Origin of the sequence: Vulcanococcus sp. CPBay_Sum15L08_68, assembly GCF_017855895.1 — a bacterium.
GTDB lineage: Bacteria > Cyanobacteriota > Cyanobacteriia > PCC-6307 > Cyanobiaceae > Vulcanococcus.
This window is the reverse complement of the sequence record NZ_JAFMFX010000014.1, coordinates 1-13,205: the sequence shown is the minus strand read 5'-3', so window position 1 is coordinate 13,205 and position 13,205 is coordinate 1. Positions and strand designations below refer to the sequence as shown.

Annotated in this window: 18 protein-coding genes; 11 read left to right on the top strand and 7 right to left on the bottom strand. The window is 64.6% G+C overall.

Going from position 1 to position 13,205, the window contains the following annotated elements; translation table 11 throughout:
• The first annotated feature begins 8 nt into the window (after window positions 1-8).
• Window positions 9-1,256: a lycopene beta cyclase gene (crtL, locus tag QZ189_RS03890; RefSeq protein ID WP_296421001.1), complete on the top strand. Its 1,248-nt coding sequence runs from the start codon at window positions 9-11 to the stop codon at window positions 1,254-1,256.
• On the opposite strand, the gene arsS is transcribed toward crtL, so the two are convergent.
• Both arsS and QZ189_RS03880 read right to left on the bottom strand, forming a co-directional pair.
• Entirely contained in the window at window positions 1,246-2,271 is a 1,026-nt protein-coding gene (gene arsS / locus QZ189_RS03885; protein ID WP_296420999.1) for an arsenosugar biosynthesis radical SAM (seleno)protein ArsS, read from the bottom strand. The genes crtL and arsS overlap by 11 nt on opposite strands.
• Window positions 2,268-3,854, bottom strand: a complete 1,587-nt coding sequence (locus QZ189_RS03880) for a 1,4-alpha-glucan branching protein domain-containing protein (protein WP_296420996.1) — start codon at window positions 3,852-3,854, stop codon at window positions 2,268-2,270. The genes arsS and QZ189_RS03880 overlap by 4 nt, the downstream gene beginning before the upstream one ends.
• Window positions 3,855-3,920: 66 nt before the next feature.
• Here QZ189_RS03880 and QZ189_RS03875 point away from each other — a divergent pair, with 66 nt between their 5' ends.
• From QZ189_RS03875 to QZ189_RS03865, 3 genes are all read left to right on the top strand, one after another.
• Window positions 3,921-4,427 carry an NYN domain-containing protein gene (locus QZ189_RS03875; protein WP_010317913.1) on the top strand — a complete coding sequence of 169 codons (507 nt, stop codon included), beginning with the start codon at window positions 3,921-3,923 and terminating at the stop codon, window positions 4,425-4,427.
• Window positions 4,428-4,500: 73 nt separating this feature from the next.
• Entirely contained in the window at window positions 4,501-6,141 is a 1,641-nt protein-coding gene (locus QZ189_RS03870; protein ID WP_296416012.1) for a 2-isopropylmalate synthase, read from the top strand.
• On the top strand, window positions 6,141-6,989 hold the full coding sequence (locus QZ189_RS03865) for a carbohydrate ABC transporter permease (protein ID WP_010317911.1): 849 nt from the start codon (window positions 6,141-6,143) through the stop codon (window positions 6,987-6,989). The genes QZ189_RS03870 and QZ189_RS03865 overlap by 1 nt, the downstream gene beginning before the upstream one ends.
• On the opposite strand, the gene QZ189_RS03860 is transcribed toward QZ189_RS03865, so the two are convergent.
• Window positions 6,990-8,150, bottom strand: coding sequence for an aminotransferase class I/II-fold pyridoxal phosphate-dependent enzyme (locus tag QZ189_RS03860; protein ID WP_296420994.1), 1,161 nt, complete (start codon window positions 8,148-8,150; stop codon window positions 6,990-6,992).
• Entirely contained in the window at window positions 8,150-8,512 is a 363-nt protein-coding gene (locus QZ189_RS03855; protein WP_010317909.1) for a hypothetical protein, read from the bottom strand. The genes QZ189_RS03860 and QZ189_RS03855 overlap by 1 nt, the downstream gene beginning before the upstream one ends.
• On the opposite strand from QZ189_RS03855, the gene QZ189_RS03850 reads away from it, so the two are divergent.
• Together QZ189_RS03850 and QZ189_RS03845 are read left to right on the top strand one after the other, a co-directional pair.
• On the top strand, window positions 8,511-8,849 hold the full coding sequence (locus tag QZ189_RS03850; protein ID WP_363155321.1) for a Nif11-like leader peptide family RiPP precursor: 339 nt from the start codon (window positions 8,511-8,513) through the stop codon (window positions 8,847-8,849). The two genes, QZ189_RS03855 and QZ189_RS03850, sit on opposite strands and share 2 nt — an antisense overlap.
• Before the next feature lie 12 nt (window positions 8,850-8,861).
• Entirely contained in the window at window positions 8,862-9,338 is a 477-nt protein-coding gene (locus tag QZ189_RS03845; RefSeq protein WP_296420992.1) for a DUF427 domain-containing protein, read from the top strand.
• Here the strand turns inward: QZ189_RS03845 and QZ189_RS03840 are convergent.
• Window positions 9,335-9,532 (bottom strand): hypothetical protein, encoded by a 198-nt coding sequence (locus QZ189_RS03840; RefSeq protein WP_296416017.1) that lies wholly within the window; start codon window positions 9,530-9,532, stop codon window positions 9,335-9,337. The genes QZ189_RS03845 and QZ189_RS03840 overlap by 4 nt on opposite strands.
• A 138-nt stretch (window positions 9,533-9,670) precedes the next feature.
• Here QZ189_RS03840 and QZ189_RS03835 point away from each other — a divergent pair, with 138 nt between their 5' ends.
• From QZ189_RS03835 to QZ189_RS03820, 4 genes are all read left to right on the top strand, one after another.
• Window positions 9,671-10,036, top strand: a complete 366-nt coding sequence (locus tag QZ189_RS03835) for an AbrB family transcriptional regulator (protein WP_247479146.1) — start codon at window positions 9,671-9,673, stop codon at window positions 10,034-10,036.
• A 104-nt stretch (window positions 10,037-10,140) separates the two neighbouring features.
• Window positions 10,141-10,419, top strand: a complete 279-nt coding sequence (locus tag QZ189_RS03830; protein WP_296416018.1) for a hypothetical protein — start codon at window positions 10,141-10,143, stop codon at window positions 10,417-10,419.
• The gene (locus QZ189_RS03825; RefSeq protein WP_296416019.1) at window positions 10,419-10,700 is read left to right on the top strand and encodes a cell division protein SepF; all 282 of its coding nucleotides are present in this window, start codon (window positions 10,419-10,421) and stop codon (window positions 10,698-10,700) included. The genes QZ189_RS03830 and QZ189_RS03825 overlap by 1 nt, the downstream gene beginning before the upstream one ends.
• 32 nt (window positions 10,701-10,732) lie before the next feature.
• Complete coding sequence (locus QZ189_RS03820) at window positions 10,733-11,035, top strand: hypothetical protein (protein WP_296416020.1); 303 nt, start codon at window positions 10,733-10,735, stop codon at window positions 11,033-11,035.
• A gap of 3 nt (window positions 11,036-11,038) precedes the next feature.
• Here QZ189_RS03820 and QZ189_RS03815 read toward each other — a convergent pair whose 3' ends face one another.
• Window positions 11,039-11,410 (bottom strand): hypothetical protein, encoded by a 372-nt coding sequence (locus tag QZ189_RS03815; protein ID WP_010317901.1) that lies wholly within the window; start codon window positions 11,408-11,410, stop codon window positions 11,039-11,041.
• Between the two features lie 44 nt (window positions 11,411-11,454).
• Here QZ189_RS03815 and QZ189_RS03810 point away from each other — a divergent pair, with 44 nt between their 5' ends.
• Window positions 11,455-12,087: an RluA family pseudouridine synthase gene (locus QZ189_RS03810; protein ID WP_363155303.1), complete on the top strand. Its 633-nt coding sequence runs from the start codon at window positions 11,455-11,457 to the stop codon at window positions 12,085-12,087.
• On the opposite strand, the gene QZ189_RS03805 is transcribed toward QZ189_RS03810, so the two are convergent.
• On the bottom strand, window positions 12,084-13,205 hold a 1,122-nt coding region (locus QZ189_RS03805), incomplete at its 5' end, for a Rieske 2Fe-2S domain-containing protein (protein ID WP_296420990.1). The genes QZ189_RS03810 and QZ189_RS03805 overlap by 4 nt on opposite strands.

Sequence of the window (13,205 nt, the reverse complement as noted above, 5' to 3'; positions counted from 1 at the left end):
CCTGATTCATGGGTGTTGACGTCCTCGTCATCGGCGCTGGCCCTGCGGCCCTCTGCATCGCCGCCGCGCTGGTGGAACGGGGCGTCAAGGTGGCGGGTGTGGCTCCTACCTCCCCCGAGGCGCCATGGCAGAACACCTATGGCATCTGGGGACCGGAGGTGGATGCCCTGGGCATGGCCCATCTGTTGGGACACCGCTGGAGCCACACCACGAGTTACTTCGGTGCAGCGCTCGGGACCGAGGCCTTTGCCCATGGCATCGACTACGGCCTCTTCGACAAGGCTGCGCTGCAGCGCCACTGGCTGACCCCCTGCCAAGCCGCTGGTGTGCCCTGGACCTGCGCTGCAGTCACCGGGATTGAGCACCACAGCCAGGGTTCGGTGGTGACGACGGATCAAGGGGAGCGCCTCGAAGCGCGCCTGGTGATTGATTGCAGCGGTCATCACAGCCCGTTCCTCAAGCGCCCGGATGAAGGTCCGGTGGCGGGGCAGGCGGCCTACGGAATTGTGGGGCGCTTCTCCAAGCCCCCGGTGGAGCCCGGCCAATTTGTCCTGATGGATTACCGCTGCGATCACCTCAGTGAGGCGGAGCGCCGCTGCGGAGCTCCAACGTTTTTGTATGCGATGGACTTCGGCGAGGGGCGCTTTTTCGTGGAGGAAACCTCCTTGGCCCTGGCCCCGGCTGTTCCCTACGCGGTTTTGAAGGAGCGTCTGCTGAAGCGGTTGGCCCATCGCGGTGTTGAGCTGCTCGCCATGGAGGAGGAGGAGTTCTGCCTCTTCCCGATGAACATGCCCCTGCCGGATTTGGAGCAGCAGTTGCTGGCCTTCGGGGGCGCCGCCACCTTGGTCCATCCCGCCTCGGGCTACATGGTGGGCTCCTTGCTGCGGCGGGCACCGCTGCTGGCAGAGGCCATCGCCGTTGGCCTTGCCGATGGCAACCGTTCTGCGCCGTCCCTCGCGCGTGAGGCCTGGCAGGCGCTGTGGCCGCTCGAGTTGCAGCGCAAGCACGCCCTCTATCGCTTTGGCCTGGAGAAGCTGATGCGTTACCCCGAAGACCAGCTCCGGCAGTTTTTTGCCACGTTCTTCGCCCTGCCCAAACAGCAGTGGTACGGCTTCTTGACCAATACCCTCACCCTTCCCGCCCTGATTGGCGCAATGCTGCGGCTGTTCGCCGTCGCCCCCTGGGCTGTGCGTTGGGGCTTGATGCAGCAGCAGGGGCGTGAGTTGCCCTTGATGCTGCGTCTGCTCAAGCCGTAGCGCCTGCGCAGGAGCTCCCTTGGCCTGCGGTGCAGCCAAAACAGTGGTTGCCCCAACGGATCGGCTGCGCCTTCCACTGCTTCAGATCGATGGAGCGAATGTCGGCTCCTCCGCTCAGCGGTAGGTCCAGCATCTGGTTGAAGTCGCAGTCGTAGATCGAGCCATCGGCGGCCACCGAAAGCGTGTCGCGGCACATCAGACCGGCGAGGGCACCGGGATTGAAGGCGCCCTGCAGCAGCTTCAAATAACAGTTGACGTGACCATCGGCCTGCAGTTGCTGCAGGAAGCGGGCGATCGGCATGTTGTTCAGGCCGATCAGACGATCGAATTGGACTCCGGCTTTCTCCTGTAACTCCCGTTTCCAGCGCAGCTCGTCGCAGGCGGTGAGCTGTTGCAGTTGGGTGCCGCAGGGATTGCTCATCAAGGTCAACTGACGCTCGCTTTGCCCCTGGCCGTAGCCGTTGGCATTGAGACGTCTCAGGGCTTCAATCGAGGCCTCCCAGGTGCCATCGCCCCGTTGCGCATCGGTGCTGGTCTCCTCCGGCTGGGGCAGGCTGGCGACGATCTCCACCTGGTGCTCCGCCAGGAAACCCACCAGATCCGAGAGGGCTGGCAGGAGCAGCACCGTGAGATTGCAGCGGTCGATCACGTGGCAGCCCCGTTGGCGTGCCGCACGAATCAAATCGCGAAAGCGCGGGTGCAGTTCCGGTGCTCCACCGGTGAGGTCAAGCACCGCAGGCCGGAGTCGCTCGATGGCGGCGATGCAGGCGTCGACCACCGCATCGCCCATCTGGGTGTGGCCTTGATGGGGGCCAGCATCCACATGGCAGTGGGAGCACTGCATGTTGCAGAGCTTGCCGAGATTCAGCTGCAGCACCCGCAGCCGGTCGTGCTCCGGCTCGGCGGCGGCCTGGGCCGCCAAGCTCCGCTCAAAGGCCAGCTCGGCGGGCAGTGCCGCCGTGAGCAGCTCACGCTGGGCCTGGGGCTCCAGCAGGGACGGACGGGGATCGCTCATGGGGCCGGCAGCCTGGCCCAGTCGGCGGCGTTGATCAGGGGAAAGAGGCCGTCTTCCCGTTGCACGGCTTCAAGCCACCCCTCCGGTGGAGGGGTGTTGGTGTTGATCGCTTCGATCAGGCACCAGAAGCGTTGGAGATGGCGCTCAATCCGCTCCTTGGCCAGTTCGGTGGTGGTGCCGGCCCGCAGGATGAAGCTCCAATCTGAGCTTTGGGCCAGCAACAATTCGCGGCCCGCCTGCTGCAGCCAGTCCCTGGCCTGCTCGCTGCCGACTCCGCGGCTGACCCGATCCACCATCGCCCGCGAGGCCCGGTTCCACTCGGGGATCACCCAGGCATTGCTCTCGTTGAGCCAATAGGTGTGGTAGCCCCCCTGCCCCCAGCTGGAGGGGGACGGTTGGCAGAGCTGAAGCGCATCGCCTCGGCTGAGGGTCTCCCGCAGGGTGGCCAGACCCACCCCCTGACGCGGCGCCTGCTGGAACAGCTCCGCCAGGAACTGGGGACCTTCAAACCACCAATGGCCAAAGAGCTCCGCATCAAAGGGGGCGACCAGGAGCGGTCGACGTTCCATCGAGCCGCTGAGGTCCTGCAGTTGCTGCGCCCGGCCCGCCAGGAAGTGTTGGGCATCGCGCTGCACGGTGGCGGCGGCCTGCGCCGGGTCGTAGGCCTGCTTGGCCTCGAGGCTGCACTGCCTCCCGGTGACGCGATGGAGCTTGAGCCCAAGGGGGCGCGGGCTGGTGATGCCGCGTTGCTGGAGCTCTTGCTCGGGGAGATCCCAGCCCAGATCGCGGTGGAATTCGCGGTAGCTGGGATCGCCGGGGTAGCCCTCCCGGGCACTCCAGACGGGCAGGGTCGATTCGCTATCCCGGCCGAAAAAGGCCATCCCGCCGGGACTGCAGATCGGTGCATAGACCCCATAGCGGGGCCGCGGCTGTCCATGCAGCAGGCCGTGGGCATCGAGGATCGCGTAGCGCAGCCCGCAGCTGACCAGCAGCCGATCAAGCCCCTCGTAGTAGGCGCATTCCGGAAGCCAGATCCCCAGGGGCCGCACCCCCAGCAGGCGTTCGTGCTCCCGCACGGCCGTCAGCAGCTGCGCCCGCACGGCTTCGGGGCAATCCCGCAGCAGTGGCAGATAGCCGTGGGTGGCACCGCAGGTCAGCAGGTCGAGGACCCCTTGCTGTTGCAGCGCCTGAAAGCGCGGCAGCACATCACCCTTCGCCTGCTTCCAGGCCTGCTTGGCCCGCTGGAGTTGCAGCCCGAGGCCGGCCGCGGCTGCCGCATGGTCCTGGGGTGCCTGGCGCAAGAGCTCTTGGCGGACCTCCAGCCAGGGGATAAAGCGCTGACTGAGGACCTTGTTGCTCAGTAGGGAGAGCAGCGTGGGCGAGAGCCCCATGGTCAGCCGCGGTCGCTGGCTGGGGTCAGCGGCGGCGGCCTCGAGGGTGTCCAGCAGAGGCAGGTAGCACTCCAGAAGGGCCTGGAAATACCAGTCCTCCTCCAGGGATCCCGGTGCGCTGGAGTGCACGTACGGCAGGTGCGCGTGGAGAACAAGCGCTAGATCGCCAGCGTCAGCGGGTCCTGCGGCCAACGCCCCTGCTCAGAGTGAGGCGACTTTAGGTGCAACTTCTAGGCTCGACGGAGTGAAGGGGTGCGGATGCAGCTGGCTCTGGCGGTCGATGGCCACAGCATGTTTTACGTGCAGCAAAAACTCGGCTGGTTTTTCGATCCCCGTCGGCTGCTGGAGTACGCCACGGCGCAATCCGGCGTCGAGCTCGGCTCTGCGTTTTGGTACACGGGTCTGAAGGACGCGACCGATCAGCGTCCCTTCCGTGATGCCCTCACCAGCCTGGGCTTCACGGTTCGTACCAAGCCCCTGAGGGAAGTGGGGCATGACTCCGATCAACGGCAGTTCGCCCGCGCCAATTTGGACGTGGAAATCGCCATTGATCTGATGGCCGTGGCCCATCGCATTGATGAGGTCTGGGTGATGAGCGGTAGCCGTGATCTGGAGCGTCTGCTGGAGGTTCTGCGGATCCGGGGGCTGAAGGTGGTCTTGATGAGCACCGAAGGCATGGTTCCGCGGGAACTGCGCAATGCGGCGGATCGGTTTGTGGATCTCTCCAGCCTGAAGCCGCAGCTCGAGAAGACCGACGGTCACTGAAGCGGCTGAGCCGCATCCAGGCCCACCCGACTAGAGTGGACCTAACTCATAACCATTCCGACTTGTAGCCGCCATGGCCCGCGATCCCGGCCGGGTATTGATCTTCGACACCACCCTGCGTGATGGTGAGCAGTCCCCTGGGGCCAGCCTCAACCTGGAGGAGAAGCTGGCGATCGCTCAGCAGCTCTCCCGGCTTGGCGTCGACATCATCGAGGCGGGCTTCCCTTTCGCCAGCCCTGGTGACTTCAATGCGGTGCAACGCATCGCCCAAACGGTCGGCACCGCCGAGGGTCCGGTGATCTGTGGCTTGGCGCGGGCCGCCAAGGGCGACATCAAGGCCTGCGCGGATGCAGTCGCTCCGGCGGCCCATCGCCGCATCCATACCTTTATTGCCACCAGCGACATCCATCTGGAGCACAAGCTCCGCAAAAGTCGCGCGGAGGTCCTGAGCATCGCCGGCGAGATGGTGGCCTACGCCCGCTCCCTGGTGGATGACGTCGAGTTCTCCTGCGAGGACGCGGGCCGCTCCGATCCGGAGTTCATGTATCAGGTGATCGAAGCTGCGATTGCCGCTGGAGCCACGACGATCAACATCCCCGACACCGTTGGCTACACGACGCCTTCGGAGTTCGGTGCGCTGATCGATGGGATCAACCGCCATGTGCCCAACATCGATCAAGCGGTGATCTCGGTGCACGGCCACAACGACCTCGGTTTGGCCGTGGCCAACTTCCTCGAGGCCGTGAAAAACGGTGCCCGCCAGCTGGAGTGCACGATCAACGGCATTGGTGAGCGGGCCGGCAACGCCTCCCTGGAGGAGTTGGTGATGGCGATGCATGTGCGCCGCAGCTACTTCAACCCTTTCCTGGGCCGCGACGTCAGCAGCAGCGAACCCCTCACCGGCATCCGCACCGAGGAGATCTACAAGACCTCCCGCTTGGTGAGCAACCTCACCGGCATGGCGGTACAGCCCAACAAGGCCATCGTCGGTGCCAATGCCTTCGCCCACGAAAGCGGCATCCACCAGGACGGCGTTCTGAAGAACCGCCTGACCTACGAAATCATCGACGCCCGCACCATCGGTCTGGCCGATAACCGCATCTCCTTGGGCAAGCTCAGCGGCCGCAGTGCGTTCCGCGCCCGCCTGGAGGAGCTCGGTTACAACCTCGAGCGCGAGGACCTCGACGATGCCTTCGCCCGCTTCAAGGAGTTGGCCGACCGCAAGCGGGAGATCTCCGACCGCGATCTCGAGGCCATCGTCAGCGAACAGGTGCAGCAGCAGGACCAGGCGACCTACAGCCTGAAGTTGGTGCAGGTCAGCACGGGCACCAGCCTGCAACCGACGGCCACGGTCACCCTGCTGAATAGCGAGGGTGCAGAGCTGACCGAAGCCGCCATTGGCACCGGCCCGGTGGATGCCGTCTGCCAGGCCCTCAACCAGCTGGCCCAGGTGCCCAATGAGCTTGTGGAGTTCTCGGTGAAGTCGGTCACCGAAGGCATTGACGCCATGGGTGAAGTCACGATTCGCCTGCGGGCGGATGGGGTGCTCTACTCGGGCCATGCCGCCGACACCGACATCGTCGTGGCCTCTGCCCAGGCCTTTGTGAATGCCCTCAATCGCTTGGTGGCGGGCAGTCAACACTCACCCCTGCACCCCCAGAAAGCACCCTTGCCGGTGGGTGAGATGGCCCCTGCCGATCGCCCTCGCCTCTGATGGCTGAGCCCATCAGCGGCCGCAGGCGGTCTGTGTTGCTCCGCGGCCTGCAGTTGATTGCGCTGCTGCTGATTGCGGTGGCGATGCTCGTGCCCCTGCTCTGGCTGGTCAGCACGTCCTTAAAGGGGCCGGCCGAAGACATCTTCACCAGCCCCCCGGCGCTCTTCCCGAGCCAACCGAGCCTGGAGGCCTACCTGCGCCTGTTTGAGGACAACCCCATGTGGGGCTACATCCTCAACAGCACCATCGTCAGCGGCTGCGCGGTGTTCGCCAACCTGCTGTTCTGCTCCCTAGCCGCCTACCCCTTGGCGCGGATGCGCTTTGCCGGGCGAGGCCTGGTGCTGGCTTTGGTGGTGGCGACGATCCTGATTCCTTTTCAGGTGGTGATGATCCCGCTCTACCTGCTGATGGTGCAGCTGGGTCTACGCAACACCCTCTGGGCCCTGATCATTCCCCAGGCGGCAACGGCCTTTGGCATTTTTCTGCTGCGGCAAAGCTTCGCTGGCGTGCCAGTGGAACTGGAGGAGGCGGCTCGGATTGATGGCTGCAGTCGCCTGGGTGAGTGGTGGAACGTGATGATCCCTGCGGCCAAGGCGGATTTGATCACCCTGGCGATGTTTGTCTTTATCGGCACCTGGAGTGATTTCCTCTGGCCGCTGGTGATCCTGGATGACCGGAACCTCTACACCCTGCCCCTGGGGCTGCAACAACTGGCCAGCAGTTTTTCCCTCGATTGGCGCCTGGTGGCCGCCGGTGCGGTCGTCTCGATCGTGCCGGTGCTGGTGTTGTTCATTGGGCTCCAGCGCTTCATCCTCCCCAGCGCCACCGGCGATGCGGTGAAGGGCTGATTAGCTCAAGGCCAAGAGCCCGCGCTCGAGTCGCCTTAGGGCTTCGGCGAGGTCGTCTCCGCTGAGCATCCCGTAACTCAGTCGCAGGCAGGCACCCTTCAGCCCAAAGCTGCTGCCGCTGGCTAGGGCCACTTGATGGTCAACGATGAGGCGCTTCATCACCTGGTCTGCGCTGAGGCTGCTGTCCAGTTCAAGCAGGGCGTAAAAGGCACCTTCCGGTTGGTTCAACAGACGCCAGGGGCGCTTGGGGGTCGCTGGCCCAAGGGCAGCGAGGACCTGCTCCCGCCGCTCCGCCAAGGTCTGGATCTGCTCGCGGCACCACTGGGGTCCCACGGCTAAGGCGGCCCGGGCGGCCCATTGGTTCAACTTGGGCGGCCCGATCAAGGAGGTGTCCTGCACCTTGGTCAGGGCTGACATCAGCTCCGGCGGCACCACGGCCCAGCCGATGCGGTAGCCCGCCATGCCATGGCTTTTGGAGAGGGATCCCAGGGTGATGGTGTGCCCGCCGCTGCCGGCTGCGGCACCGGGGCTCCAGGGGCGCTCCGCTCCGTAATGGAACAGGGCGTAGGCCTCATCGCTGATGTGGATCAGGCCGCGGCGGGCGCAGAGCTGATTGATAGCCGCAAGAACCGGCCGCGGAACGATCGCGCCGCTGGGGTTGTTGGGTGAGACGGTCACGATCGCCCGAGTTCGCTCCGTGATGGCCTCCTCCAGCAGAGCGGGATCAGGGATGACCCCCGCCTCAACCGCTCGCGGATGTCCTCCGGCGATGCGGACTGCCATCTCGTGGTTGAAGTAGTAGGGGACCGGGAGGATGACCTCATCCCCTGGATCGCACAGCGCCTGCACCACCGCCTGAAAGGCCATGTTGCTGCCGGCTGTGATCAGGATCTCGCTGGCGCTGCAGTCGATCTGGTGTTGCTGCTCAAGCCAGTGCCGTAGCTCGGCGCGAAGCTCTGGATCCCCGGCCACCGGTCCATAGCGATGCAGGTCGGGATCGTTGCGCAGTGCCGCCGCCATGGCCTGGAGGACCTCCTCTGGCGGCGCCCAGGGGGCCACGCCTTGTCCGAGGGAGAGGGTTCCTGGGGTGGCCGCGATCAACTGGGCCATCACGGGGATGACCGGTGTCTGGATCTGATCGAAGCGTTGAGCGGCCGCCATTAAGGCAGCTGCGGAAGCGCAGGCAGGGGGCGCGAAGGCCCGCCTGACTCATAGGGGAAGAGTGAGGAGCGGGACCGCTGCAGATCCCGCAGGGTCTGGACTTGGCTGCTGAGGCTCTGGACTTTTTGCTCGATGCCCTCCAGGGCCTGCAGCCGCTCCACCGTCGAGCGCAGTTGCTCTTCCAGGGCGTTGGTGCGCTCCAGGTCGTTGGCGTTTTCGATCGTCTGCACCTTGTCCTGCAGTTGCTGCAGCCGTTGACCCTGTTCACGGGTCTGTTGCAGCACCACGACAAACAGCACGGCCAGCAGCCCCGTGAGCCCCGCACCGAGCAGGCGCATCCATTGGGGGAGGGGGGTGGACATGCCGATGCACGCGTCTGGGGCAAGTTTGATGCGCGATCGGTCCTTTGACGAGGGCTGGGTTCCGTTAGACCGGTGCTTTCGAAAAAGGGTCGTGTCGCTGCAGCAGTTGGATGCCTTTCTTGCGTATGCCCGCTCGCAGCCGCAGATGGCTGAACGGCTGAAGACACCGATGGATCTGGCGGAACTCCTGGGCTGGGCTGCGGAGCTTCAGTTCCAGGTTGAGGAGGCCGACGTGATTGCGGCCATGGTGCGCGAGGACGAGCAGCTCAGCGATGCCGAGCTCCAGCACCGCGCCGGAGAAGAGGCTCGGAAATTGCGCAATTTCATTCCTGGTTGAGGCTGAAGCTTGATGGCCCCCACTCCAGAACGGGTTTGTGATTACCCCAGGCCTCCTGCCCTGCAGGCTTCCGCACAGCACATTCAGGTGCGGGCCCTCGGAGCACTGTTGGCGGAGACCCAGAAGAGTTTTCGTGTCTTGGAAACTTTCCATCCGCCCACCTACTACCTGCCGGCGGAGGCGTTTACCGCCGGTGCCTTGGTGCCCGCTGGCGGACGCAGCTTTTGTGAGTGGAAGGGGGTCGCGAGCTACTTCGACATCGTTGTGGGCGATCGCTGCTTGCCCAAGGCGGCCTGGACCTATACCCAACCCACAGCCCCGTTTGCGCCGATCGCAGGGTGGATCGCGCTCTATCCCGCGCTGATGGATGGCTGTTGGATTGATCAGGAGCTGGTGATTCCCCAGCCGGGTGGCTTCTACGGCGGTTGGATCACCTCAGCCGTTGAGGGTCCGTTTAAGGGGGACCCCCGTCATCCGGAATTGATCTAGGCCGAGCGGGCGTGGTCGCCGAGCATGCGGCAGCCGATTTGAATCACGCCCTCATCGAGCAGGCGCCCCAGCTTGAGGGCCATCGCCTCTTCTTGCCGGTCGAACTGGCTTTGCTTTGCCGTGATCCAGGCGATTTCTTCAGCTGTGATGACGCCGGTCGAGACACTCTCGAGGAAAACTTCGCCAACGAACATGGTGAACGCCTGTGTCTGGTTTGACGCTAGGGATGTCGTTTGATGTTGCTTGAGTGTGCAATGTCTCTTCATGCACACCATCCCCCTTGGTGAGTGTGGCTTGGCCCGCTATCTTTCCCGCAACCGAATTTCTATTCAATGCTGACCGGATCTGATCTTCTCGCCAAGGTCAAAGAGTTGGGTGATGTCAGCAAGTCTGATCTTGTTCGCTCCTGCGGGTATGTCAGCAACAAAAAAGATGGTTCAGAGCGTCTGAACTTCACTGCCTTCTATGAGGCTCTGCTGGAGGCCAAAGGTCTCAGCATTGGCGGCGGCGGTGGTGGCACCGGCAAGGGCGGCCGCAAGCTCAGCTATGTGGCCACGGTTCAGGGCAACGGCAACCTGCTGGTGGGTAAGGCCTACACCGCGCTGCTGGGTCTGGAGCCCGGCGATGAGTTTGAGATCAAACTCGGCCGTAAGCAGATCAAGCTGATCCCCGCCGGCGCTGAGGCGGAAGAGGACTGAATCCCTCTCTTCAGGGCTTCGATTCCTGGCTGGACCGCATCTGTGGTCCAGCTTTTTTTGTGCTTGGTTCTTCGTAGGCTCAGGGCAACCGAGCGCAACGGGCCGTGACCTTTTTTGAGTTGCTCTGGAAGGGGGAAAACTGCGGTGACGCGGGTGATCTGGAGGAGGCCTTGGTCCATTTCCAGGAGCTCAGACCGAAGCATCTGAGCTGGCAGGAGGTCTGCAGTGACCCTGAGATCGAGCCCACAATCTGTCGCTTCCGCTCCTTTGAGGCCTTCCTGGATAACGAGGATGCCCTGGAGACGATTCATCCGACGGCCGAAATGCTCGAGCGTTTCCGCCCCCAGGAGGAACCTGAATCCTCTGAAGAGCCGAGCGGCTGATGGATCCATTTCTTCCGCCATCGGAGCAGGACGCTCCCGGCTGGGGGCCGGAGGTGATCGTGATCCATCCGCCCAGCTTTGATGCGGTTCAAGAGGCGATTACGGCCCTGCGTGATCAGGCCACGGTTGTGGTGAACTTCAGCGCCTTGGCCGAAGACCAGCTCCAGCGGGCCGTCGATTTTCTGGCGGGCGCAGCGGTGGCCTTGGATGCCCAACAGGTGCGTCTGGGGGAGCGGGTGTTTCTCTATGCCCCGCACTACGTCCAACTGAACCGGGCTTGACCGCGGTCCAGCCGGCGGCAGACAGTGAATCGATGCAGGTGTTTGACGTCGATCTCTCTGGCTTTGAGCCGGTGAACCATCTTTGGCCTCAGCTGGTGGAGCGGCTGGGAGCCGACACCTCGGCCCGTGCCGTCCGTCAGGCCTTGGATCTGTTGGGCATGCGGGGTGGGCCTGGGTTGATGCCCGCGCTGCTGGTGGAGACCTGTGGTGTGGCCTTGGTGGATCGCCAACAACTGCGCCGGGTGACGGGACTGCCTGTGGCGGTCGATGGTGATCAGTTGGTCTTGATCAGCCGGCGCGCCAGTGAGCTGCAGCTGCTCCAGTGGAGCGCTTGAGCCTCAGTAGCTGCAGGTGGGTTTGAGCCCGGGCACGCTGAATTCCATGAACCAGAGGTATTCGCGGCTCCGCCAGCCGAGATCAAACGGTTCGGTGCTTTGCCATTCCTCGGGCGTCAGGCCGTAGGCGGCCTCAAGGAATGGGGGCACGAGTGCTTCAACCGCCTCCTGGCCCTCTTCCCCCTCGTCGAACAGGCGATCGGTGTAGATCACGGCGAAGATCTCGTGCTCTTCATCGCAGATCACGACTTCAAAGCCGCTGCCGCCGTAGCTGGGGAGGGTGTTCAGCTCGAAGTATTCATCGCGCTCGAGGGGATCCTCGGGGGCCTGCTCGAGCAGGGCGGAGAGCGCCCGTTTGAACTGATCGAGTGCCATGGCCCGGCTACTACTAGGGCCAGTGTGGCCAGGGTCGAGCGTTCTTGCCTGCGTTGTTTGATCCGCTTTGGTTGGTCTACGAGGATCCGGCCCTGCTGGTGCTCGAGAAACCCAGCGGCCTGTTGTCCCAACCCGGCCTAGGCCCCGAGCTGTCGGATTCCTTGATCACGGCCGTCCAGTCCGAGTGGCCCGAAGCCCGTTTGGTGCATCGCCTCGACCGGGACACCTCCGGTTTGATCGTCGTCGCCCGTTCAGCGCTGGTCCACCGCGCCTTGAGCCAGGCCTTTGCCGAGCGGCGGGTTGAGAAGCGCTACGTCGCCGATGTCTCCGGCGTGCCCGATGGCGAGGAGGGCTGGATTGATCATCCGATCGCCAAGCGACAACACAGGCCTCCGCTCTATGGCGTCGACCCCGCCGGTAAACCCTGCCGAACCCACTGGCGCCTGTCGTCTCAGCACTCCAGCTGCAGTCGCTTGGCGTTGCAGCCCCTGACGGGACGCTCCCATCAGCTGCGTGTGCATCTGCAGGCGCTGGGGCATCCGATCTTGGGTGATCCCCTCTACGGCGAGCGTTCTGCGGCGCGCTTGCACTTGCATGCCTGCGGCCTGGAGTTCAGCCATCCAAGCGATGGCCGCTGGATGCACTTCGACTCTCCCGTTCCGTTTGTCTTGCCCTAGTGGTTGCGGGGGGGCAGCCCGCTGCCAAAGCGCAGCAGCTGGCGCCAGCGCCGAATGCGCCAGGCCGCTAAGGCCAGGGCAACGCCGAAGGCGAGGGCGATGCCGCCTGCCCAGCCCGGACCACTCCAGGCCGCGCCCAGTCCTGCAAGGGCCACCAGAATCCAGCAGAGCGGCTGCAGGCGCTTCAGCCGCCGATCGGCGCCGGCGCAGCTGCGGCAATGGCGGGTGTGGGCCTCAAACCGCTCCATCAAGGCCTGGCGGTTTTGCCGCTGCGGTAGCGGTTGGCCTGGGAATGGCTCGCCGCCGTAGCGATTGACCCAGTCGTGCAGTGCTCTGACGTAGAGATCCGCCTGGGTGGGGAGGTGGTACTGGCGCAGGGCGTCATGGCGGCCGCCCCGCTGTTCGATGACCCGCTCCTGCCAGTGCAGGAAGAGCTGGTCGTCTTCCAGCACCGTGTGGTTGCCGATGTGCTGGAGCCATTGGGGGCGCAGCCGCAGCAGGCGTCCCGGCCAGGGGGAGCTGAATTGAAAGGGAAAGCGGGCGATCAATCGGCATTCCCCAGGACGGGTGGGGACGGCATAGACGACCGTGAGGATGCGGGCGAACCCTTTGGCGGTGAGGTCGTGCCACATCAGCCCCGGGGCCAGGAATCGGGTGTGTTGACTCCCGAGCTTTCCGCGTCTGGGGCCCTCCTCCCACAGTCCCGTAAAGCCGTCGCGATCGAACCCCGTTAGGGCCAGTGCGACGGGGGCCGCGTTCTCTCGGCGGCCAACGGTGGCGTGGTGGGTGAAGGGAACGTGGCTGGCGTCGAGCACGTTCTCCAGCAGGGTCAGGGCATCCATCGGCAGATCCCGGAAGGTGTCCTGCACCACCCAGCCGGCCTCATCGAGAACCGGGACCAGCGGTAGGGGCTGCTCCCTTGCCTGCTCGCTTGGCCCGCTGAAGACGAACAACAACCCCTGGGCGCAGGCCGTGGCGTAGCTGCGGCAGTGGCTGCGGCCACTGATGCTGCTGCCCGGTTCCGCCTGGGGCTGCAGTGTGCAGCGCCCCGACCCGTCAAAACTCCAGCCGTGATACGGACACTCCAGTTCTCCGGCGGCGTTGAGACGGCCGTCCGA

Bases quoted from the DNA above. Each gene is read 5' to 3' on its own strand.
- QZ189_RS03820 (WP_296416020.1), top strand. From the start codon at position 10,733: ATGCAGGTGTTTGACGTCGATCTCTCTGGCTTTGAGCCGGTGAACCAT.
- QZ189_RS03840 (WP_296416017.1), bottom strand. From the start codon at position 9,532: ATGTTCGTTGGCGAAGTTTTCCTCGAGAGTGTCTCGACCGGCGTCATC.
- QZ189_RS03850 (WP_363155321.1), top strand. From the start codon at position 8,511: ATGCCGATGCACGCGTCTGGGGCAAGTTTGATGCGCGATCGGTCCTTT.
- QZ189_RS03825 (WP_296416019.1), top strand. From the start codon at position 10,419: ATGGATCCATTTCTTCCGCCATCGGAGCAGGACGCTCCCGGCTGGGGG.
- arsS (WP_296420999.1), bottom strand. From the start codon at position 2,271: ATGAGCGATCCCCGTCCGTCCCTGCTGGAGCCCCAGGCCCAGCGTGAG.
- QZ189_RS03865 (WP_010317911.1), top strand. From the start codon at position 6,141: ATGGCTGAGCCCATCAGCGGCCGCAGGCGGTCTGTGTTGCTCCGCGGC.
- QZ189_RS03870 (WP_296416012.1), top strand. From the start codon at position 4,501: ATGGCCCGCGATCCCGGCCGGGTATTGATCTTCGACACCACCCTGCGT.
- QZ189_RS03860 (WP_296420994.1), bottom strand. From the start codon at position 8,150: ATGGCGGCCGCTCAACGCTTCGATCAGATCCAGACACCGGTCATCCCC.
- QZ189_RS03835 (WP_247479146.1), top strand. From the start codon at position 9,671: ATGCTGACCGGATCTGATCTTCTCGCCAAGGTCAAAGAGTTGGGTGAT.
- QZ189_RS03845 (WP_296420992.1), top strand. From the start codon at position 8,862: ATGGCCCCCACTCCAGAACGGGTTTGTGATTACCCCAGGCCTCCTGCC.
- QZ189_RS03855 (WP_010317909.1), bottom strand. From the start codon at position 8,512: ATGTCCACCCCCCTCCCCCAATGGATGCGCCTGCTCGGTGCGGGGCTC.
- QZ189_RS03875 (WP_010317913.1), top strand. From the start codon at position 3,921: ATGCAGCTGGCTCTGGCGGTCGATGGCCACAGCATGTTTTACGTGCAG.
- crtL (WP_296421001.1), top strand. From the start codon at position 9: ATGGGTGTTGACGTCCTCGTCATCGGCGCTGGCCCTGCGGCCCTCTGC.
- QZ189_RS03815 (WP_010317901.1), bottom strand. From the start codon at position 11,410: ATGGCACTCGATCAGTTCAAACGGGCGCTCTCCGCCCTGCTCGAGCAG.